The sequence below is a fragment of the Francisella salimarina genome (assembly GCF_007923265.1).
Taxonomy (GTDB): Bacteria; Pseudomonadota; Gammaproteobacteria; order Francisellales; family Francisellaceae; genus Francisella; species Francisella salimarina.
Genome location: NZ_VOJA01000003.1, coordinates 522,726 through 543,572 on the forward strand (window position 1 = coordinate 522,726; position 20,847 = coordinate 543,572).

Genomic DNA, 20,847 nt, shown 5'->3' on the forward strand with positions numbered 1-20,847 from the left:
AAATGAGTAACTTTCAATTAACAATTCTGCTTGTGATTTTATTCGTAACGGCAATTTCTGGTATATTTCCTTTTGTAAAGAAAGCAAATAATCCTGAGGGATTTCACTTCCCAATAGGTGATGCTTTGGCAAGCGGTGTATTTTTAGGTGCTGGTCTAATTCATATGCTAAGTGATTCAGCTGGAGATTTTTCAGAACTAAATATAGACTACCCATTTCCATTTTTGATAGCAGGGATAACTATTTTACTCTTTTTGTTGTTAGAACATATAGGTGGAGCACTATCAAAGAGCAATAAAGGCAATCTATCTTTTATGGCTATAATGGCAACAATAATGTTATCTATTCATAGTTTCTTTGAAGGTGCAGCATTAGGTTTATCAGAACAGTTAAGTGTCGCATTAGTAATATTTCTAGCAATTATTACTCATAAATGGGCAGCAAGTTTTGCTTTAGCTATAAGTATTAATAAGACAAGCCTAAGATTTTTAGCAAGGATAATCCTATTTATAATATTTGTTTTTATGACACCATTAGGAATATTATTTGGACAAGCTGCACATAACTACGTTTCAAATCCATTTGTTGAGCCTACATTTACTGCTATAGCAGCAGGTACTTTTATATATATGGGAACTTTACATGGTTTAGATAGATCTGTACTTGTTAAAGACTGTTGTAACACAAAGCAATATAGTTTTGTAATTATTGGCTTTGCAATTATGGCAATAGTCGCTATTTGGACTTAGAAATTAACAATAATTTAGACTCTAATTACCACTATAATATTTATTATCTTTGAAATTCTTACAATAATTAATTGTACCATGCTCTAATATTCCTGATTTAATTCTATCATAGCAACTTTGAGTAGGAGCAGTAACAGTCATCAACATACAGTTGCTAGGGTTATCATAGTTATTAGGTACTATATTACTTTGGAATAGTTGATTTGGGAATTTGACTTTTAAACCACTATGAGAGCCGTACCAATCAGTCATTTGATCACCAATAGACATAAGCCAATATACATTTCTTTGCTCTGATAGGGCTTGTCTAAATGAATCTTTATAAGCAACTTTATCATTTGCACCAGACGCACAAAGGCTATTTTCAATTGAACCTGACAAAAACACATATTTATCAATCTGATTATCTGTAAGATTGAGATTATTTTTTAGCCATTTTGCAGTAGTAGTTGCTGAGGCAGTATTACAATACCTAGCAGTTATAAAATAGCAATCAACACCATCTTTAAAACATTGTTTTTTTACAAAGTCAGTAATATACGGAGTTGGTTTAGTACCTTTGCTATCATAATCATCATTAAAAGAAGTTAACTCAAGAGTATTATCAATATCGAACATAATAGCAGGGTGTTTACCACTTTGCTCTATAGCTTTAATAAAGCCAATATCTTTAAATTCGTACATTAGCATATTTAAGCTATCTACTAATTTTTTTGCGGTTTGGGCATATTGAGAATTATCTGTGTAGTCATAACCTGTTTTGCTATCCATATACTTAAATACATCCGAATTTTTGGTAATGTTTGTAGTACATTGTTTAGCATTTTGGGGTAATTTGAATGTATCGCCATACTGCTCATCAAAAGCTGCTTCAAGCTGAGTAACTTTTGTATAAAGTTCTAGTGGATTAACACTACTTTTGTCATTATCATCTGAACATGATGCTAGTACAGTTGTGCCTAATCCTAGTATTAACAATGCTTTCGATGTGGCTTTGAGTTTTTGCATAATAGTATATATCTCCTTGGTTTAACTAAAATAAATCAAAAACAAGGATATAATAATTTACAAATTCAAGAGATTAACTAGTTTTTATCAAATAAAAAAATATCAACAAAAGTCTATTTTAAAGATAGCAAATAAGTGTTATGATCTACGGTTACATTAACGGAGTAAGTATTTTAAGAATACTTTCTGCGATCAGGCTACCTCTACTTGTGGTCATATGCTGTGTGCTTTGAGTAGAATCAGCTAATATTTTGTCAGCCCACTGATATATTTTTTCTACATCGTTCTTACTATACAAAAAAGTAGCAATTTCATAATTCAAAAATAAGCTACGATTATCTAAATTAACAGAACCAAGCATAGCGATATTATTATCTATTAACACGGCTTTTGCATGGATCATATTCTTTGTAAAATGAACATCAATATCATTTGCTAGAAAATCTCTTATATAACTGGCTCTAGCACGATCAGCTAGTTGATGATTAGATTTTTTAGGTGTAATAATTCTGACATCTATGCCTTTCTTTTTTGCTAGTATAATTGAGTGGTATAGTTCAGCAGATGGTATTAGATATGGAGTTATTATCCAGAGCTTTTCTTTGGCTGAATTAATAGCTGTAATAAGACCAGAATATAGTTGATCTTCCTGTAAGTCTGGTCCTGAAGGTATTACTTGAACAAAACCTTCCTGAGAAATAGTGTTTTCAATTTTAAATTCAAGCTCTTCACTTGTAGCAAAGTGCCAGTCTGAGCAAAAAACTTTAAGAAAATATGCTAATGAATCTCCTTGGATTTTAAATAAAATATCATCCCACATTCCTTCATGCTCAATTGGCGACATATATTCATCACCTATATTCATACCGCCACTAAATACAGTTTGATTATCAAAAATATATATTTTACGATGATTTCTATAGTTAATATAGTTACGTAATGGATTTGATATTACCGGCATAAAAAATACAACTTGAGCGCCTAATTTACGTAAGTTTTTAAAGATTTTTCTATTATGGCGATATATATAGAATGATCCTAAAGAATCTATCATCATTTTAACTTCAACACCTTCAGCAGCTTTTTTTTCTAAGGCACTGATTACAAGTTTAGATGTTGTGTCATTTTTAAATACATATGTTTGAATGTAGATATTTTTCTTAGCGGCTTCAATCGCTTCCATAAAAGCTTCGAATGACTCAACCCCGTTAGTATACATCTCAAAAGAGTTTCTACTTGTTAAGGTTGGTAGATCCATATTTGTAAAAACATTTATTGTTTCTATCGGTAAATTTTTGCAACTATGATTATCATTAATACAAAATGACTGTAAGCTTGATTCGCTAATATCCATATTTTCCTTTTGCCAAAAACTACGCTTATCTTTGCGTTGGAATATAAAGAAAAAAGGTATAGCCACATACGGAATAAAAAGTATAGCTAATAACCATGCTATTATATTAGAAGCAGACTTCTTATCGACTATTAATTTTAGAACAATTAATATTGTAAATGCCTGACATACAAATAAAATAATGTTTGCTTCAAGGATGTATAGTAAATGTAGTAAGAAATTTTCCATTTATTTATATGGTGATAACAAATTATTAAGCTAGATTGTAACACAGCCCTGATTTTCTGGGTAGCTTACATTAATGGTGTCAATATCTTCATTATACTTTCAACAATTAAACTTGTGCGTTTGGTTGGTAGGTGAGATGCATCCTGTGTTGAGCCTTCTATTACAGTTTCTGCCCATGTATATAATTTCTTAACTTGTTTAGGTGAGTATATAAAAGTTGCTATTTCATAGTTCAAAAATAGACTACGATTATCTAAATTTACTGAACCTAAGATAGCTATATTAGAGTCAACAAGTACAGCCTTTGCATGTAGCATGTTTTCAGTAAAATATACGTCTATGTTACACTCGAGTAAATCTCTAATATAGCTAGATCTTGCTCGATTAATTATTTTATGGTCAGAGTTTTTAGGTGTGATTACTTTTACATCTATTCCACGACATTTTGCTAATAGTATAGATTGTAATAAATCAAGTGATGGGATTAGGTATGGTGTTATAATCCATAACCTATGTTGAGCAGAGTTTATGGCAGTAATTAATCCAGCATAAAGCTGATTTTTATGCATATCTGGACCAGAAGGTATTACCTGAGCGAAACACTCAGTTGTGATTTGACTTTCAATTTTGAAGTTTACTTCTTCTGATGTTGCAAAGTGCCAGTCTGAACAAAAAACTTTCAGAAAGTGGACTACAGATTCTCCTTCAATTTTGAACAATAAATCACTCCACATTCCATTATGCTTAGTTGGTGACATATATTCATCACCTATATTTATTCCACCACTAAAAGCTGTGTTATTATCAAAAATGAATATTTTACGATGATTACGATAATTTATATAATTACGCAAAGGATTAGATATTATAGGCATAAAAAATACTACTTTAGCACCTAGCTTTCTTAGATTCTTAAATATTCTTTTGTTATGACGATAAACATAAAATGATCCTAATGAATCTATTAATATTTTAATATCTAAACCCTCAGCAGCTTTTTGTTCTAATGCTCTTATTACAAGCTTTGATGTTGTATCATTTTTGATAATATATGTTTGAATATAAATACTATGTTTGGCTGATTTTATAGCCTCTATAAATACTTCAAATGACTTTGTTCCATCAGTATAAATATCAAACGAGTTTTTCATAGTTAGAGTAGGTAACTCAAGATTTGAGAATGTTCTAATAACACTAACAGGTAAGTCCTGACAACTATTTTGATATATACATGATTTATCAAATGATTCGGTATCATCCATACTCATAGCATTTTTTTGCCAAAATTTACGCTTATCCTTACGCTGAAAAATAAAAAAGAATGGGATCGCAACGTAAGGAATAAAAAGTATAGCCAATAGCCAAGCTAATATATTTGATGGTGATTTTTTGTCAACAATTAGTTTTAAGACTACAAAAATGGTAAAAGCTTGGCATATAAACAAAATTGTATTTGCTTCTAAAATATATACTAGACTGTTTAGGAAGTTTTCCATGGTAAAACTAAATAAAAGAAATATAAGAAAAATTTTATCATAATGATAGCAATCTATATAGCTATGTTATGTTGACCAAATCTTTTAGTGACAAGTAAAATTATAATGGAAATGATAACTACGGTTAATATTAGATATAGAGGCGTTAATATATATCCCTTAGCGATCCCTAAGCTCGCTAGAGCTAAAAAAGCACCATTAAACACTGCAAAACTAATATTATAACTAAAACCTAATCCACTAGCTCGTACTCCTGGCGTAAATAGGGTGCTCGCATAATTAGATGCCACTCCAACAACAAGTCCCATAAAGATATTGTTAATAAGGATTATTTCTAAAAGATATTTTGAATTAGTTATAACACTATAGTAGAAAAAGCTTCCAAATATCATTAAGCCTAAAGCACCAATCAAAAGTATACGTAAAGGTGTAAATTTATCAGCGAGATATCCTGCAGGTATAGAAACTACTGAAAAAACAAAAAGATTAATAAGTATTAAACTAGGTCCATTTTCTATATGATTTAGCTGAAAGTAAGTTGGTAAATATAATGAGAAAAAACCAACTACCATAGCAAATATTGAGACTGCAGCTGTTGCTCTTACGATTGCGAGCTTTTCTGTTTTGAATAAATCAATTAATGGAACTTTGTGATGATCTTCCTTATTTAAAAAAGTGTTGGTTTCATGTATCTCTTTTCTAAAAAAATAACTAATGATAGCAGCAAGGCCACCAAACATAAAAGCTACCCGCCAAGCATAATCATCAGTAAGAAAATGAGTTGTTATAATCTTTGTAATCTCTGCAAAGAAAATACCAAAGTTAATAAAGCAAAAAATAATTCCACAAGCAAGACCGCCATTTTTAACTAAAGATTCCTTCACAAAAACTACAGCACTTGGGATTTCGCCACCAATTGCTGCTCCTTGGATAATTCGTAGTACTACAAATAGTAATGTGGCCAATATACCTGCATTTTGATATGAAGGTAGTAGTGCTATCAAAAAAGATGCTAGACCCATAAATAGTATTGTAAGAATAAATGATTTTTTACGTCCGTATCTATCGCCAATATGTCCAAATAATATTCCACCAAATGGTCTAGCAAAATAACCTACTGCAAAAACTGTAAATGCAGAGAGCGCTTGTAATGCAGGAGATCCTTCTGGTGGGAAAAATGTCTTGCCTAAGACGATTGCAAACATACCGAATATGACAAAGTCATAAAATTCTAACATTCCACCAATGCTTGTCAGCAAAATCGTTTTAAAATCATCTTTTTTAAGCATATTTAATTAAGTATAATTACAGTCAAATTGTATCTATGATAGCGAAAACGCTAGTAATTTGAAATCATGAAAATTGAAAATGTCGCTAAAAGGAAAGTCCAAAAAGGACAGAAGCTTTTGCCTAATATAAAAAATATAATCTTGATTGCATCTGGTAAGGGTGGTGTTGGTAAATCGACTGTTACGGCTAATCTTGCAGTTAGTTTCGCAAAGATGGGTGCTAGTGTTGGTATATTAGATGCTGATATCTATGGTCCTAGCCAACCAACATTATTTGATCTGAAACAAAACCCTAATACAACAGATAAGAAAAAGATTATTCCGTTGGAAAAATACGGAGTTAAGATGATTTCTATAGGAAATCTAATAGACTCTGAATCAGCAGTAATTTGGCGTGGTCCTATTGTATCTAGAGCGTTGATGCAACTTTTGAATGATACTGACTGGGGAGATCTTGATTATTTATTTTTAGACTTGCCACCTGGAACAGGAGATATTCAGCTTACTATCTCTAAAAATATGCCTGTAACAGGAGCTGTAATCGTTACGACACCACAAGACTTATCACTGATTGATGCAAGAAGAGCACTTGCAATGTTCCAAAAAGTTGATATAAAAACTCTTGGTGTCATAGAGAATATGAGTTACTATATTTGTCCGAAATGTGGTAATAATGATCACATCTTTGGTGAAGATGGTGCTCATCTATTGTGTGGTAAAAATAACATTGAATTTTTAGGAAATTTACCACTACATAAATCTATCCGTGAAAATGCTGATAATGGAAAACCATATGTCAGTTTAGATAAAGATGATGCTATCAATACTAGTTATATGACAGTTGCTGAAAATATTGTAAATGAAATTGAAAAACTACCTAAAGCAAGTAGTTTAGATTCTATTGGTGTTAAATTAGAAAATTAAGAGAGAAATAATAGTAATGACTATAAAATCAGATAAATGGATCAAAAAAATGTCTCAAGAGCATAATATGATAGAACCTTTTGAGGCAGGACAAATTAAAGTTTCTAATAACCAAAAAATTGTTTCTTATGGAACTTCAAGTTATGGGTATGATGTACGTTGTGCAGATGAGTTTAAAATATTTACAAATATAAACTCTTCAATAGTCGATCCCAAAAGCTTTGATGATAAAAACTTTGTAGATTTTAAAGGAGATGTTTGTATTATTCCTCCTAATTCTTTTGCCTTAGCTCGTACAGTTGAGAAATTCAAAATCCCAAGAGATACTCTAGTAGTCTGCTTAGGTAAATCCACATATGCTAGATGTGGAATTATTGTTAATGTCACTCCTCTTGAACCAGAATGGGAAGGGTATGTAACTTTAGAGTTCTCAAATACTACGCCACTTCCTGCAAAGATATATGCTAATGAAGGTGTAGCTCAGATGCTATTTTTCCAATCAGACGAAGAGTGTGAAACTTCTTATGCAGACAAGGGCGGTAAATACCAAGGCCAGGTTGGTGTTACATTACCTAAGTGTTAGTTTTTACTATCTATTCTACCTCTAATATCTTGGAATGCCCTTAAACCAAATAAATGCATACTTGCATAAATATAATCAAAAATTCCAGCTTGTATAGCTTCATAATTAGCCCAAACTGTATCTGTTGTATACATATACAGTTGGATTGGTAAACCTTTCTCTGTAGGTTGTAATTCTCTTACAATAAATAACCAACCGGGCTCTGTATGAATTTTTGGATGATCTTTTAAATAGTGTTCTAAATATTTCCTGAACAATGTTGTATTAATTAACTCATCTTTATTACAAGAGTTTATAATGTTATCCATATAATTTAGCTTTCTTAAATTATCAAGAGTTTCGACATCACAAAACTTAATACTATCAACATCAATATTGAAAGATCTTTTGATCTGTCTGCCACCCATTTCAAACATACCACGCCAATTTTTAACGCTATTTGTGATTAATGAGTAAGTAGGAATGTTATAGATTGTCTTATCAAAACCTCTAATTTTTACAGTATTAATTGATATTTCTTGGACAGTTCCTTCTACACCTAATGACTGTATACTTATCCAATCACCAACTCTAACCATATCTAAAGCTGCTACTTGAATATTAGTAGCAAAGCCTAAAATTGTATCTTTAAAAACTAGCATCAACACTGCTGATAGTGCGCCTAAGCCAGTTAAGAATGCAATAGGTGATTTATTTAGTAACAAAGATATTACTAATATTACTCCAACTAAATATAATAAAATCTTTACTACTTGTGCATAGCTTTTTAGAGAGTAATATTTAAATTCATGCAAGGATTGAAAGTAGCTAAAAATAGCATCAATCAAGGATATAAAAAAAGAAATTATTGATATTGTAATGTATACCTCAGCTATTAACTGGATAAAGGAAACTAATTGTGTAACCCACGGATACTCATTACTACTTATAAATCCAATTACAATATATATAAAAACAGCAGGAGCAATATGAGCCAACTTATCAAATATTTTGTTTCTTATAAGTGATTTGCCTAATGATGAGTTAGCCTTAAAAAAAATCTTTTCAGCAAGGGTTGATATATATTTGCTAATTATCTTATTTATAAGCCATGAGAAGAATAGAACAGCTAACAATAATACCATAAAACTCAAGACTACCGTTAACGTAGAATCGTTTGTCAACTTTATATAATATTCCTTTAAAATATCCATTATATCAAACTTCCTTAGTTTTCTATTTTGTCTCTTTACTAGGTAATAATTCTGCAACTTGAAGAACTATTCTTGTTAGTAAATCAGATTGTAAATAACCCCAGATTCTAACTAGTTCATTATTCTGAGCTAATTGTGTACTTGAGTTTGATTGCCAGAACATTTGTGCATTAACAGTACTATCAGGAACAACAGGTGTTTTGACATTAGGTTTAACAACATTATATGTTATTGTGTAAATAGCAAGGAATGTGTTATTTGATGCACCACCCACGATACTAGTCATTTGAGTATTCTTGGTTGCACCCTGGATATTTATTATATAATCAGCGTACTTTTCTTGTTTTTTACTTCTTATAACAACAGCACCATATCCTATAAGCCTACGTCTTAACTCGTTAATTAAGCTTTGAGGTGCCCCACCTGCATTATAAATATAGAACTTAGTATCAATAAGGCTACTAAAATTTCCAGCATTACCATCAGCAAGGTCACCACGAAGGTGGAATCCACAACCTGATAATAATGTAGCAATTATTAATAAATATAAGGTCTTAGTATAGTTTTTTATCATTGTATATACCTATTTGACTACAATATTGATTAATTTCTGAGGCACATATATAACTTTTATTATTTGCTTATTTTCGATAAAAGTTTTGATATGCTCATCATCTAATACCTCTTGTTCAACTTGATCTTTTGTTAATGAGGCATCTAACTCAAGTTTTGCTTTAACCTTACCATTTATCTGTACAATTAAAAGAAACTCATCTTTTTCAAGAGCTTTCTCATCAACTATTGGGAATTTAGTATGTAGAATATCATCTCCTAGACCGATCTCTTGCCATAAATAATGACAAATATGTGGTGTGAAGGGTGATAGTATTCTTAATAAAATACTAAAGCCTTCCGACTTAACACTATTTGATAAATTATCATAATTGTTAAGCGTATTTAAGATTTTCATACATGCTGAAACAACTGTATTAAATTGACTCTTTTCAAAATCAAAAATAGCTTGTTTCAAATTAGCATAGATCTCATAACGAGCTTTTTTATCATTTTTTGATAATGCCCCAGTATCTATAGTGACATTTTTTGCTAATATCTCTTTATTTGTATAAGCATAATTATATACTTTACGTAGGAACTTATTAGCTCCATCAACACCAGTTTCTGACCATTCAAGTGATTGCTCAGGAGGCGCTGCAAACATACTAAATAACCTAACAGTATCAGCACCATATTTATCAATAAGCTCTTGAGGATCAACAGTATTGCCCTTAGATTTAGACATTTTAGCGCCATCTTTTAGCACCATACCTTGTGTTAGTAGGTTTTTAAATGGCTCATCAGAAGTTATTAAACCTTCATCTCGCATTAATTTATGGAAAAATCTTGCATAAAGCAGGTGCATAATAGCATGTTCAATACCGCCAATATATTTATCAACTGGCAACCAATAATTAGCTTCTTCATTTAGCATTTTATTAGCAGTAGGGCATGTATATCGTGCATAATACCAAGATGATTCAAAGAATGTATCAAACGTATCGGTCTCTCTTTTAGCAGGTTTTCCACATTTTGGACAAGCAACATCTAGAAACTCAGGCATATCTTTTAATGGAGACCCAGCTTCTGTAAGAGTTACATTTGTTGGTAATTTAACTGGTAGATTTTCTTCTTTTTCAGGAACAACACCACAGTCATTACAATGTATCATAGGAATAGGACATCCCCAGAATCTTTGACGTGAGATACCCCAATCATGAATTCTAAAGTTTGTAGTTTCATAGCCTTTATTGTTATCAAAAAGGTATTTTTTCATTGCTTGATATGCTTTTTTGAAATTCAAGCCATCAAACTCTCCAGAGTTAGTCAAAATACCTTTTTCTGTAAAGGCTTCTTTATCTAAGTCTAATTTTGACTTATTATCACTAGGCTTAATAACTTGTTTTAGAGCAATATTATATTTTTGTGCAAATTCCCAATCTCTTTGATCATGTGCTGGGACTGACATTACAGCTCCAGAGCCATATCCCATAAGAACAAAGTTTGCTACCCATACATCTACAGTTTCACCAGAAATAGGGTGGATTACTTTTATAGAAGTTTTGAAACCTTTCTTTTCTTGAGTAGCCAAATCAGCTTCCATAGTTGATAATTTCTTACATTCCTCTATAAAAGAGGCTAACTCAACATTAGTTTCTGCTTGTTCAAGAGCAAGAGGATGCTCAGGTGCTATACCCAGATAGCTAACTCCCATAAGAGTATCTGGACGAGTTGTAAATACCTCAATTTCTTGATCAGAATTTTGAATTTTAAACTTAACAGTCAGACCTTTTGATTTGCCAATCCAGTTAGTCTGCATAGTCTTCACAGCTTCTGGCCAACCATCTAACTGGTCAATATCTTTTAGAAGTTCATCTGCATAATCTGTGATTTTCAAGAACCATTGAGGAATTTCTTTCTTCTCTACCAAAGCTCCAGATCTCCAACCTCTGCCATCAACCACTTGCTCATTTGCAAGTACTGTTTGATCAACAGGATCCCAATTAACTACTGAATTTTTACGGTATGCTAAGCCTTTTTTGTATAGTTGAATAAAGAACCATTGTTCCCATTTATAATAATCTTCATCACAAGTCGCTATTTCTCTAGACCAATCAAAGCTAAACCCAAGAGAATCTAGCTGTGATCTCATATATGCAATATTGCTTTTTGTCCATTCATAAGGAGATTTTTTGTGTTTTATTGCAGCATTTTCGGCAGGCAATCCAAAAGCATCCCAGCCCATAGGGTGAAGAACATTTTTACCTTGCATTTTTTGATATCTTGCAATTACATCTCCAATTGTATAATTACGCACATGTCCCATATGAAGGGTACCACTTGGATATGGTAACATTGACAAACAATAGAATTTTTCTTTATTTTTATCTTCTACAGCTTTAAAAGAATCATTTTCACGCCAATATTCTTGAGCTTGTTGCTCAATCTGAGTAAAGTTATATTCGCTCATTTAGATATTAATTCCAGTTAATAATTTATTGAAAATATAATTGCTTAATTTTATTTGAAAATGAGTAAAATATCTAGGAAGTTTATTATGATATAGTATTTACTTAGCCCAAAAGAAATATTTAACAGTATTTATCTAAAATAAGCTTAATTCTCTGCCATCCAAGTTTCTAAGATTACACAAGCTGCCAAGGCATCTACTTTTATATGTGATACTTTTTTACTTTTTACTTCTTCTAAACGCCATCTTGCTTCACGAGTTGAATATGCTTCATTGATAAGATGAATATTTCTTTTATAGCGTTCTTTAACTTCTTTAGCAAAATCTTTAGCTGCTTTTGTAATATCTGTTTCAAAATCTTGAGTATCTAATGGTAATCCTATAATAATATCAGAAGGATTCCAGCGTTTAATAATCTTATCAAGCTCAATCCAGTTAGGCACTCCATCATAGGCTTCAACTGTACCTATAGGAGTAGCTGTTTTGGTAATCATTTGCCCACTAGCTAATCCAATTCTAGCTTTACCATAATCTATTGCTATTAAAGATTGAAACATTAGCAATTCCCTATGTTTTTGAATAAACTATCTAGACTTTGTAAAGTATAGCCAGCATGTTCAATATGGTTTTGCCATTTTACTTTATTCTCATGATTAAATAATATTTTTTTGCTTAATTTACTTGTTACAATCCAATCATTGGATTTTATTTCATCCGTAAGTTGATCAGCTGTCCAGCAACTATAGCCAACTACTGGCAAAAAATACTCAGGTAAAATATTATTTGCTAAATCTTCCAGAATATCCATAGAAGCAGTTATAGCAAGACCTTCATCTAGTTTAATTGTAGAGCTATAGTTTCTGCCATTTGTAGTATGCAAAATCATGATTTTATGGGGACTAATAGGGCCACCCATATAAAGAGGGTAATCTAAAATCTCATTAAATGTATTGTTATGAGGAATCTCTAATTCTTCAAAAACATCTTTTAGTGTATCACTTAAAGGTTTATTGATAATCAAACCCATAGCACCATGACGATCATTTTGGCATAGATAAATTACAGATTTAGTAAATATAGCATCATCTTTGATAAGTGGAGTTGCTAATAAAATTTCACTTTTATGGTTTTGGAACATATTATATTTCTTAAGTATAAAAATTTTTTGTAAAAAATGGCAAAAATAAATGCCGCAGTGGCGATAATTTTAGATGAACAAAGTGCTAAAGTCTATATAAGTCTAAGACAAAAGTTTCAAAGCTATAGTGACTACTGGGAATTTCCTGGTGGTAAGGTAGAAAAAAATGAAACTTTTGAACAATGTATAAGAAGAGAGGTTTATGAAGAAGTTGGCGTAATAGCCAAATCAGTAAGTTTTTATTTTCGCAAAAAACATATAAATAAAGATAACGATGAAGTTAATCTAGAGTTTTTTATAATTAAGGATTATGAAGGTAAACCTTATGCTAAGGAAAACCAACAATTAAAATGTATAAACATTCTTGAGCTTAATAATTATAAGTTTCTTCCAGCAAGTTTAGAAGTAATAACAATGTTACAACAAGATTACTTATACGATAGTTAGTATCAGTCAATAATTAAGCATTTTGTGAAAAGGTTAGAATATAAATTAATTATCTAGAAGGAAGCATGTAATTTAACATAATATATATTATGCGAATTTGTATATTTTATTATTCCGCAGTAATAATCTTAGTTGATTTAGATATATTTGCCCAAATTATTATAAATATAGCAATTGTTGCTATGCCTACTATTATATTGATTACGGGAACTATATTTAATAAAGTCAATCCCACATACCAATATACAAGTGAAGCTTTAAATTTTAATTTTTTTTTGTGCGTTTGATTATATAATTTAGTTTGCTCATCTAACTTTACAGCTGTTACCACTAATGCTATATATGACCATATTGGTATTAGTTGAGTCCATAGCCATGCTGGGTGTATTTGCTCACCACTATTTACAGTAACTAAAGCTTTTGCTAATTTCTGTTGCGATAAAATAAATAAAACTGAAACAATCAAAGATGTAATTATTAAAGCTACTGCACATATTTGTATAATGAGCATCATTGTTTCTGGAGATATAGAGTTTATCATTTTGGACTAAATGTATAATTAAGCTTGTTGATTATTTTATATAATAATTAAGTATCAGTAAATCACACAATTAGTTTTGCTAATTAATATTTCTTATTATTTTGATATTTAAATATTTTGTTAAAGACTTAGGTTATGGAATAATTCATATAGTTGAAATATTTCTGAAGTTTTTAATATGGACGACAAGAATAATTTAAAAAGAGATATATTATCACGCCATATAGTTATGATATCTCTTGGAGGTACTATCTCAGCAAGTTTTTTTCTTGGTATAGGTAGTATTCTAAACTCAGTTGGTGCATTTGGTACTGTACTAGGATTTCTAATTGGTGGGATAATCATGATGCTAGTAATGATAAGTCTTGCAGAAATGGCTATAGAGATACCTGTAAGTGGTTCCTTTCAAAACTATGCTACTAGATTTATTTCGCCATACTCAGGCTTTTTGACTGGCTGGTTATACCTAATAAATTGGCTTACAGCGGCTGCTGGAGGTCTTATTGCTGCTGGGATTATATGTCATAACTTTTACCCTGCTATTAGCGTTTGGCAGTTTTGTATAGTTACTATATTTATCATAAGTTTATTAAATTTATGTGCCGTAAAAGTCTTCGCAGAAATTGAATTTTGGTTATCTGCAATAAAAATCATAACTATTATAATATTCATACTAATTGGTATTGGAATTATAACAGGATATTTAAATACTAATAGGCCAATTTCAGGCTTAGTAAATTTCTATGCAGATGGTTTATTTCCAAATGGATACAAAGCATTTTTATTTGGTCTAGTTATTATAGTATGTACATTCCAAGGAGCCGAACTAGTTGGTATTACTGCGGGAGAGACAAGTAATCCTGAAAGAAATATTCGTAAAGCAATAAAAAGTGTAGCTATTAGAGTATTACTTTTTTTTGTATTATCATCATTCATAATAGCTTATATTATTCCATATAAAGACTCTAGCGTAGCTAATACTCCTTTTATTACAGTGTTGCAACTAGTCAATATTAAGTATGTCGATACCATTATGCAACTTGTGATTCTTACAGCAAGTTTATCAGCTGTAAACTCGTGTTTTTATACTTGTGCAAGGCTTATGTGGTCTATGGCTTCAGATAAACAAGCACCAAAAATATTTACAAAACTCAGCAAAAAACAAGTTCCTATATATGGCGTCATATTTGTAGCTATACTTTCTTGTCTTTGTTTGATTACAAAATTTATTGGTGCTGAGAAAATATTTATACTTGTAGTTTCATCTTCAGGTATGGTTGGATGTATGATTTGGATAATTATTAGTTTATGTCATATCTACTTTAGAAAATCTCTTTCTTCAGAACAAATTAAAAATCTCAAATTCAAAGCATGGGCTTTTCCATTAATCCCGTATTTGAGCATATTGTTTAATTTTTTTGTAATATTAGGAATGTTCTGGGACCCTGATCAACGCATGGTTATTTATTCAGGAATTGGTTTAATTATTCTATTTTCATTATGTTATAAGCTATTTTATAAAAATCAGTAAACTCTACTTTGAAAGTCCCCTACTTTCGTGAGATATCTTTTTGATTTTTCACATTTTGAAACATACAAAATATTATTAATTACATAATAGATCGCATCCTGCGAAAATTCCGCACCTAAATTACAAGCTTCATCAAGCGATTTAGCATCAAACATAAAACCATTTTCTTTGTGCTTAGATGACTTATCAAAACCATTAATTTCATAGAGCCAACTATATGACTTTTCTAATTGATTTCTTAATATTTGATTTCTAGCTAAATTTTCTTGATCTGCAAGAAGCTGATTAAATGGATTGTATGCTGTAATAATCGCAAATTGGTTAGGATACCTGCTAGGTAATATAGGAACTTCAAATTTAGTTGTAAAATACCATTCACAAAGATCTAAATTAGAACTATTATTCATAAGCCTTTAGCTTTTGCTCTAATTGGCTACCTGTATGGACACCAGTAAGCGTTTCTACAGGCTGACCTGCTTTGAAAATTATCATAGTTGGTATACTTCTTATGCCAAATTTAGCTGCTAGACTTTGATTATCATCGACATTGACTTTGACAATCACAGCTCCTGTATAATCTTTTGATAGCTGATCAAGTATCGGCGATAAAGTCTTACAAGGACCGCACCAATCTGCATAAAAGTCTACTAATATAGGTTTTGCAGAACTACTTATTAATTTATCAAAGCTAGCTTCATCAGTTTTTATTACTTTGCTTAATGCCATACTATCTCTCCATAAATGTTACATTTGCTCTTATATTAATATCCTGAGATACAGCTACTGGATTATAGCTATTTGCATCATTTTCATTATAAGCTGCTGTTTTCATTAACATAACTGTATTTCTAGGCTTATATCCGTCTGTATCAATATACTGTACTGATTGAATAATATAGTTACTATTAGTCTGTTTATTAAAATTAGTAAGATAATCCTTTGTATCCTTAAAAAGTTGTATCATAAGTTTTTGTTTTGCAGCCTCGACTTCTTTAGCAGGAGGATTATAATCTAATACTTTTACAGCTAATCTTTTTCCAGAAGATCTGTCTTGATTTTCAATTGCTTGTTGTAACTTATTCAAATCACTTTGAGAAATTCTAGATTGAAGTTGTATCGTAATATTGATAGCACCGCTATTGTTAGTATTTTGTTCAATGTTTTTGACTTTCCAGTCAGACTTTACAATGTTGTTGATACTATCTGTAATTTGATTTTCTATACTATTTTGTTTATCTAATGAAGTTGTTGCATAACCAGTCACTTCGACAAGTATGCTATCACTCTTTATCGTGGTTTCACCTTGAGTTGTATACTTAATGGTGTTGTACTCGGCACAGTTATCTGATGCTGCTACGGCAAGAGAGACAGAGCTAACAAACCCAATCAAACAAAATAGAACTAACTTTTTCATATATACGTCCTTTAGAAAACACTTATATAAATTTAGTCTAGCAGATAATGAGATATTAATCAGGTTCAAATGTAGCAATTGTTACTAAGAATTATATTATATCGTGAAGAATATCATCTAATGCCTCTAAGATTTGCTCTTTCATTTCATTTTCAAATGGGAAATCATCTGATGTTAATTGAGATTTAACAAAGCTCTCTAAAAGTAAATGCTGAGCACTTTCTAAAGACAATCCTCTAGACTGTAAATAAAAAAGAGCATCTTTATCAAGCTCCCCTATTGTAGCACCATGTGTACACACTACATCATCAGAGAAGATCTCTAATTCTGGTTTTGTATTAATCTCAGCTTTATTACTTAATTGGATATTTTTATTGTTCTGAAAAGCTTGAATTTGCTCTATACCTTTATTTACGACTGCTTTTGCATTAAACCATGCTTTAGAGCTACCATTAGCTACACCTCGGAAGTTTACATTACTATATGTGTGAGATGCATTATGATTAACTAAAAAACATGCATTAGCAATAGCATTATCATTTACTAAATATAATCCTCTGATATCAAATCTAGAGTACGGCTTATTTAGATTTACTACAAAATCATTTCTAAGAAGTGCATCCTTATTCAATAAGTTAAATCCATTAAATTCAGCAGCGCGATCTAAATTGATTAGATAATTAGCTGTAGTAATTAACTGAGTATTATTTGGATTATCAGCATTGTTTGTGAAGTTTACTTTTGCTGATTCTGCAATATTTATGTCTAAAAACAGGTTTATGGCTGAATTTTCTGTAAGACTGACAAAGTCGATATCTAAATCTAGATTTGCAAACATATCAACGTCTAATTTTAGAGATATATTTGTTAGCTTATCTTTAGCCATATCAGTATTTATAAAAATTAGACTTAAAGAATCTTTAGTATCTTTAGGTATACTTATAGCCAAGTGTTTAGAATTTTCTATTGCTAACTTAGACATAGTTCTTTGATCTCTATGTAGCTCTAAAGCACTAATATGATTCAGTTTTTTGTTGTAATCAATAGCTAAAACACCATCTAGTATTATTACAACATTTTCTTCCGTATCAAATTTAAAACCTTCTAAATAATCTTTAGATTTAGGAGAATCTTTAAGCATTTCAGATATGCCACTTTTGCTATATATAGTAGCTAAGTTAGTATATTTCCAGCTTTCTTGTCTAGTAGTTGGTAGAGATTTATTATCTATTAACATTATTATCAACCTTTAGCTATTTAACCAAGAATATCCTTTTTCTTCTAGCTCAAGAGCTAGCTCTTTACCACCTGTTTTGACAATTTTACCATCAGCTAAAACATGAACAAAATCAGGTTGTATATGATCTAAGAGTCTTTGGTAGTGAGTAATTACCAAAAAGCTTCTATCGTCAGATCTCATATTATTTGCACCTTGAGATACCACCTGAAGAGCATCAATATCTAGTCCAGAATCAGTTTCATCTAAGATAGCAAGCTTAGGTTCAAGCATCATTAGTTGTAGCATTTCATTACGTTTTTTCTCTCCACCTGAGAAGCCTTCATTAACTCCACGCGACATGTATTTCTGATCTATTTTTAGAACTTGCATATTTGCTTTTAGCTTTTTCATAAAATCTATAGCATTGATTTCTTCTTCGCCATTTTGCTTTCTAATGCTATTTACAGCTGTCTTTAAAAATTGAACATTACTAACACCAGGAATCTCAATAGGATACTGTAAGCTTAAAAAGATACCTGCTGCGGCTCTTTCGGATATAGATAGATCATCTAAATCTTTACCGTTAAATGTTATCGACCCTTGAGTAATCTCATAGCCATCTTTACCAGCTAAAACATTACTTAGTGTACTTTTACCAGCTCCATTAGGTCCCATAATTGCATGGACTTCACCTTTGTTAACTTTTAGATTTAAGCCTTTTAGAATCTGTTTCTTTTGTTCGCCAACACTTACATGTAAATCTTTAATTTCTAATAACATTTTATTAACCTTTTAACTTATATAATTCTAAAGTTTAACCAACAGCACCTTCTAAACTAACTTCCATTAGTTTTTGAGCTTCAACTGCAAACTCAAGTGGTAACTTTTTAAATACTTCTTTACAAAAACCATTAACAATCATAGCAATTGCATCTTCTTCCGAAAGACCTCTTTGCTTACAGTAGAAAAGCTGATCATCAGAGATCTTTGAAGTTGTAGCTTCATGTTCAATTTGAGATGAATTACTCTTATTTTCTATATACGGGTATGTATGCGCACCACAATTATGCCCTATAAGTAATGAGTCGCATTGAGAAAAGTTTCTAGCATTAGAGGCATTAGGTGATATTCTCACAAGTCCTCTATAGGCTTGAGAAGCTTTACCTGCAGAAATACCTTTTGAGATAATCGTACTCTTAGTATTTTTGCCAAGATGAATCATTTTCGTACCAGTATCAGCTTGTTGAGCGTGACGAGTTAAGGCTACAGAATAGAATTCACCAATTGAGTTATCTCCACGTAATACTACTGAAGGGTATTTCCATGTAATAGCAGAGCCGGTTTCAACTTGTGTCCAAGAGATTTTTGCGTTCTTATGACAAACACCTCTCTTAGTAACAAAGTTGTATATACCACCTTTACCTTCTTTATCTCCTGGGTACCAGTTTTGTACTGTAGAATACTTAATTTCAGCCCCATCTAAGGCTACTAACTCAACCACTGCTGCATGAAGCTGATTTTCATCACGCATTGGTGCAGTACATCCTTCTAAATAACTAACATAACTGCCTTCATCTGCAACAATTAATGTTCTTTCAAACTGTCCTGTATTCATTGCATTTATTCTGAAGTATGTTGACAGTTCCATAGGGCAAGTCACACCTTTAGGAATATATACAAATGAGCCATCACTAAAAACCGCAGAATTTAAAGCTGCAAAAAAGTTATCACCTTGAGGTACTACAGAACCTAGGTATTTTTGCACCAGTTCAGGGTGCTTTTGTACAGCTTCTGAAATAGGACAAAATATTACCCCTGCTTCAGCTAATTTTTCTTTGAATGTTGTTACAACTGAAACTGAATCAAATACAGCGTCAACAGCTATGTTTTTAACTCCAGCTAGCATCTCTTGCTCATGCAAAGGAATACCAAGCTTATTATATGTATCAATAATTTCTGGATCTACCTCATCTAAACTTTTAGGATGATCTTTTAATGATTTTGGCGATGAATAATAGCTTATGGCTTGAAAGTCAATCGGAGGATAGTTCAAATCTGCCCATTTCGGTGATTTCATTTCTAACCATTTATGATACGCTTTGAGGCGCCACTCTAGTAGAAATTCAGGTTCATTTTTTCGCGCAGATATCAGACGGATTACATCTTCATTAAGACCTGCATCGATAGTCTCAGCTTCTACTTCAGTTACAAAACCATGTTCATAATCTTGTTCAATGATTTTATCTAAATTTTCGCTCATATCTTAACTTTTGCCCTTCTTGTTGACAATATCATAGATTGATGTTCTTGAAAGTAAATCTAACAGTTGGTTATTCAACACTTTCCAATAACTACTTACGGTACAGTTTCCTATACTACACTTTTTTTGTAAATCACAACACTCTGTAAGATTTACATCCTTTTCTACAGATCTAACCACATCTAATACAGTAATATTTTGAGGATCATCAACAAGTGTGTATCCACCTTCTATACCGCGCTTTGAGACTACAACATTTGATATTGAAAGCTGATTTAACAACTTTCTTACTGTAGGAATATTTAGTCCCGTGGTTTCTGCAATTTTTGCAGCACTATAAGGATTTGAGTTATTTTCAGCAATTGTTACAACTACTAGCAAACCGTAGTCGAGTAATTTACTTATTTTTAGCATAATTAACTCTAATCTATACTAATTTAGTATCATA

General features: G+C 31.3%; 22 protein-coding genes. 5 read left to right on the plus strand and 17 right to left on the minus strand.

Translation table 11 applies throughout. From position 1 onward, the window contains the following. The first annotated feature begins 2 nt into the window (after positions 1-2). On the plus strand, positions 3-749 hold the full coding sequence (locus tag FQ699_RS04905; protein ID WP_146421369.1) for a ZIP family metal transporter: 747 nt from the start codon (positions 3-5) through the stop codon (positions 747-749). Positions 750-770: 21 nt separating this feature from the next. Here FQ699_RS04905 and FQ699_RS04910 read toward each other — a convergent pair whose 3' ends face one another. The 4 genes from FQ699_RS04910 to FQ699_RS04925 all read right to left on the minus strand — a co-directional run bounded on the left by FQ699_RS04910 (position 771) and on the right by FQ699_RS04925 (position 6,124). After that, positions 771-1,757 (minus strand): HAD family hydrolase, encoded by a 987-nt coding sequence (locus FQ699_RS04910; protein ID WP_146421370.1) that lies wholly within the window; start codon positions 1,755-1,757, stop codon positions 771-773. A gap of 151 nt (positions 1,758-1,908) precedes the next feature. Further along, positions 1,909-3,339 carry a cardiolipin synthase gene (gene cls, locus FQ699_RS04915; RefSeq protein ID WP_146421371.1) on the minus strand — a complete coding sequence of 477 codons (1,431 nt, stop codon included), beginning with the start codon at positions 3,337-3,339 and terminating at the stop codon, positions 1,909-1,911. A 65-nt stretch (positions 3,340-3,404) separates the two neighbouring features. Continuing rightward, positions 3,405-4,835 carry a cardiolipin synthase gene (gene cls / locus FQ699_RS04920; RefSeq protein WP_146421372.1) on the minus strand — a complete coding sequence of 477 codons (1,431 nt, stop codon included), beginning with the start codon at positions 4,833-4,835 and terminating at the stop codon, positions 3,405-3,407. Between the two features lie 53 nt (positions 4,836-4,888). After that, a complete protein-coding gene (locus FQ699_RS04925; protein ID WP_146421373.1) occupies positions 4,889-6,124 on the minus strand; it encodes an MFS transporter in 1,236 nt (411 codons plus the stop codon). 63 nt (positions 6,125-6,187) lie between these two features. On the opposite strand from FQ699_RS04925, the gene FQ699_RS04930 reads away from it, so the two are divergent. Both FQ699_RS04930 and dcd read left to right on the plus strand, forming a co-directional pair. Next, on the plus strand, positions 6,188-7,048 hold the full coding sequence (locus tag FQ699_RS04930; RefSeq protein ID WP_146421374.1) for an Mrp/NBP35 family ATP-binding protein: 861 nt from the start codon (positions 6,188-6,190) through the stop codon (positions 7,046-7,048). A gap of 16 nt (positions 7,049-7,064) precedes the next feature. Next, the gene (gene dcd / locus FQ699_RS04935) at positions 7,065-7,631 is read left to right on the plus strand and encodes a dCTP deaminase (protein WP_013923129.1); all 567 of its coding nucleotides are present in this window, start codon (positions 7,065-7,067) and stop codon (positions 7,629-7,631) included. Here the strand turns inward: dcd and FQ699_RS04940 are convergent. The 5 genes from FQ699_RS04940 to FQ699_RS04960 form a co-directional block, all read right to left on the minus strand. Then, positions 7,628-8,824: a mechanosensitive ion channel family protein gene (locus FQ699_RS04940; protein ID WP_146421375.1), complete on the minus strand. Its 1,197-nt coding sequence runs from the start codon at positions 8,822-8,824 to the stop codon at positions 7,628-7,630. The genes dcd and FQ699_RS04940 overlap by 4 nt on opposite strands. 22 nt (positions 8,825-8,846) lie before the next feature. After that, complete coding sequence (locus FQ699_RS04945; protein WP_146421376.1) at positions 8,847-9,398, minus strand: LPS-assembly lipoprotein LptE; 552 nt, start codon at positions 9,396-9,398, stop codon at positions 8,847-8,849. Positions 9,399-9,407: 9 nt separating this feature from the next. Beyond that, positions 9,408-11,849: a leucine--tRNA ligase gene (gene leuS, locus FQ699_RS04950; RefSeq protein WP_146421377.1), complete on the minus strand. Its 2,442-nt coding sequence runs from the start codon at positions 11,847-11,849 to the stop codon at positions 9,408-9,410. A gap of 146 nt (positions 11,850-11,995) precedes the next feature. Continuing rightward, positions 11,996-12,406, minus strand: coding sequence for a Holliday junction resolvase RuvX (gene ruvX, locus FQ699_RS04955; RefSeq protein ID WP_146421378.1), 411 nt, complete (start codon positions 12,404-12,406; stop codon positions 11,996-11,998). After that, the gene (locus FQ699_RS04960) at positions 12,406-12,987 is read right to left on the minus strand and encodes a YqgE/AlgH family protein (protein ID WP_013923124.1); all 582 of its coding nucleotides are present in this window, start codon (positions 12,985-12,987) and stop codon (positions 12,406-12,408) included. The genes ruvX and FQ699_RS04960 overlap by 1 nt, the downstream gene beginning before the upstream one ends. A 36-nt stretch (positions 12,988-13,023) precedes the next feature. Between FQ699_RS04960 and FQ699_RS04965 the strand changes: the two genes are divergently transcribed. Then, complete coding sequence (locus FQ699_RS04965; protein WP_146421379.1) at positions 13,024-13,434, plus strand: (deoxy)nucleoside triphosphate pyrophosphohydrolase; 411 nt, start codon at positions 13,024-13,026, stop codon at positions 13,432-13,434. 109 nt (positions 13,435-13,543) lie between these two features. Here FQ699_RS04965 and FQ699_RS04970 read toward each other — a convergent pair whose 3' ends face one another. Further along, on the minus strand, positions 13,544-13,975 hold the full coding sequence (locus tag FQ699_RS04970) for a hypothetical protein (RefSeq protein ID WP_146421380.1): 432 nt from the start codon (positions 13,973-13,975) through the stop codon (positions 13,544-13,546). 178 nt (positions 13,976-14,153) lie between these two features. On the opposite strand from FQ699_RS04970, the gene FQ699_RS04975 reads away from it, so the two are divergent. After that, entirely contained in the window at positions 14,154-15,506 is a 1,353-nt protein-coding gene (locus tag FQ699_RS04975; RefSeq protein ID WP_146421381.1) for an amino acid permease, read from the plus strand. On the opposite strand, the gene FQ699_RS04980 is transcribed toward FQ699_RS04975, so the two are convergent. The 7 genes from FQ699_RS04980 to FQ699_RS05010 form a co-directional block, all read right to left on the minus strand. After that, positions 15,500-15,913, minus strand: coding sequence for a DUF3293 domain-containing protein (locus FQ699_RS04980; RefSeq protein WP_146421382.1), 414 nt, complete (start codon positions 15,911-15,913; stop codon positions 15,500-15,502). The two genes, FQ699_RS04975 and FQ699_RS04980, sit on opposite strands and share 7 nt — an antisense overlap. Beyond that, positions 15,906-16,232, minus strand: a complete 327-nt coding sequence (gene trxA, locus FQ699_RS04985) for a thioredoxin (protein ID WP_146421383.1) — start codon at positions 16,230-16,232, stop codon at positions 15,906-15,908. The genes FQ699_RS04980 and trxA overlap by 8 nt, the downstream gene beginning before the upstream one ends. Position 16,233: 1 nt before the next feature. Next, a complete protein-coding gene (locus tag FQ699_RS04990; RefSeq protein WP_146421384.1) occupies positions 16,234-16,920 on the minus strand; it encodes a hypothetical protein in 687 nt (228 codons plus the stop codon). Between the two features lie 91 nt (positions 16,921-17,011). After that, the gene (sufD, locus tag FQ699_RS04995; protein ID WP_146421385.1) at positions 17,012-18,157 is read right to left on the minus strand and encodes a Fe-S cluster assembly protein SufD; all 1,146 of its coding nucleotides are present in this window, start codon (positions 18,155-18,157) and stop codon (positions 17,012-17,014) included. A gap of 12 nt (positions 18,158-18,169) precedes the next feature. Further along, on the minus strand, positions 18,170-18,919 hold the full coding sequence (gene sufC / locus FQ699_RS05000) for a Fe-S cluster assembly ATPase SufC (protein ID WP_013923116.1): 750 nt from the start codon (positions 18,917-18,919) through the stop codon (positions 18,170-18,172). 34 nt (positions 18,920-18,953) lie between these two features. After that, positions 18,954-20,399 (minus strand): Fe-S cluster assembly protein SufB, encoded by a 1,446-nt coding sequence (sufB, locus tag FQ699_RS05005; RefSeq protein ID WP_146421386.1) that lies wholly within the window; start codon positions 20,397-20,399, stop codon positions 18,954-18,956. A gap of 3 nt (positions 20,400-20,402) precedes the next feature. After that, positions 20,403-20,813 (minus strand): SUF system Fe-S cluster assembly regulator, encoded by a 411-nt coding sequence (locus tag FQ699_RS05010; protein ID WP_146421387.1) that lies wholly within the window; start codon positions 20,811-20,813, stop codon positions 20,403-20,405. Between the last annotated feature and the right edge of the window lie 34 nt (positions 20,814-20,847).

Coding starts and splice junctions, on each gene's coding strand:
- FQ699_RS04925 (WP_146421373.1), bottom strand. CDS start 6,124: ATGCTTAAAAAAGATGATTTTAAAACGATTTTGCTGACAAGCATTGGT.
- trxA (WP_146421383.1), bottom strand. CDS start 16,232: ATGGCATTAAGCAAAGTAATAAAAACTGATGAAGCTAGCTTTGATAAA.
- FQ699_RS04960 (WP_013923124.1), bottom strand. CDS start 12,987: ATGTTCCAAAACCATAAAAGTGAAATTTTATTAGCAACTCCACTTATC.
- sufB (WP_146421386.1), bottom strand. CDS start 20,399: ATGAGCGAAAATTTAGATAAAATCATTGAACAAGATTATGAACATGGT.
- FQ699_RS04975 (WP_146421381.1), top strand. CDS start 14,154: ATGGACGACAAGAATAATTTAAAAAGAGATATATTATCACGCCATATA.
- dcd (WP_013923129.1), top strand. CDS start 7,065: ATGACTATAAAATCAGATAAATGGATCAAAAAAATGTCTCAAGAGCAT.
- FQ699_RS04910 (WP_146421370.1), bottom strand. CDS start 1,757: ATGCAAAAACTCAAAGCCACATCGAAAGCATTGTTAATACTAGGATTA.
- cls (WP_146421372.1), bottom strand. CDS start 4,835: ATGGAAAACTTCCTAAACAGTCTAGTATATATTTTAGAAGCAAATACA.
- sufD (WP_146421385.1), bottom strand. CDS start 18,157: ATGTTAATAGATAATAAATCTCTACCAACTACTAGACAAGAAAGCTGG.
- FQ699_RS04980 (WP_146421382.1), bottom strand. CDS start 15,913: ATGAATAATAGTTCTAATTTAGATCTTTGTGAATGGTATTTTACAACT.
- FQ699_RS04990 (WP_146421384.1), bottom strand. CDS start 16,920: ATGAAAAAGTTAGTTCTATTTTGTTTGATTGGGTTTGTTAGCTCTGTC.
- cls (WP_146421371.1), bottom strand. CDS start 3,339: ATGGAAAATTTCTTACTACATTTACTATACATCCTTGAAGCAAACATT.
- FQ699_RS05010 (WP_146421387.1), bottom strand. CDS start 20,813: ATGCTAAAAATAAGTAAATTACTCGACTACGGTTTGCTAGTAGTTGTA.
- FQ699_RS04970 (WP_146421380.1), bottom strand. CDS start 13,975: ATGATAAACTCTATATCTCCAGAAACAATGATGCTCATTATACAAATA.
- sufC (WP_013923116.1), bottom strand. CDS start 18,919: ATGTTATTAGAAATTAAAGATTTACATGTAAGTGTTGGCGAACAAAAG.
- FQ699_RS04905 (WP_146421369.1), top strand. CDS start 3: ATGAGTAACTTTCAATTAACAATTCTGCTTGTGATTTTATTCGTAACG.
- FQ699_RS04940 (WP_146421375.1), bottom strand. CDS start 8,824: ATGGATATTTTAAAGGAATATTATATAAAGTTGACAAACGATTCTACG.
- FQ699_RS04965 (WP_146421379.1), top strand. CDS start 13,024: ATGGCAAAAATAAATGCCGCAGTGGCGATAATTTTAGATGAACAAAGT.
- FQ699_RS04945 (WP_146421376.1), bottom strand. CDS start 9,398: ATGATAAAAAACTATACTAAGACCTTATATTTATTAATAATTGCTACA.
- leuS (WP_146421377.1), bottom strand. CDS start 11,849: ATGAGCGAATATAACTTTACTCAGATTGAGCAACAAGCTCAAGAATAT.
- ruvX (WP_146421378.1), bottom strand. CDS start 12,406: ATGTTTCAATCTTTAATAGCAATAGATTATGGTAAAGCTAGAATTGGA.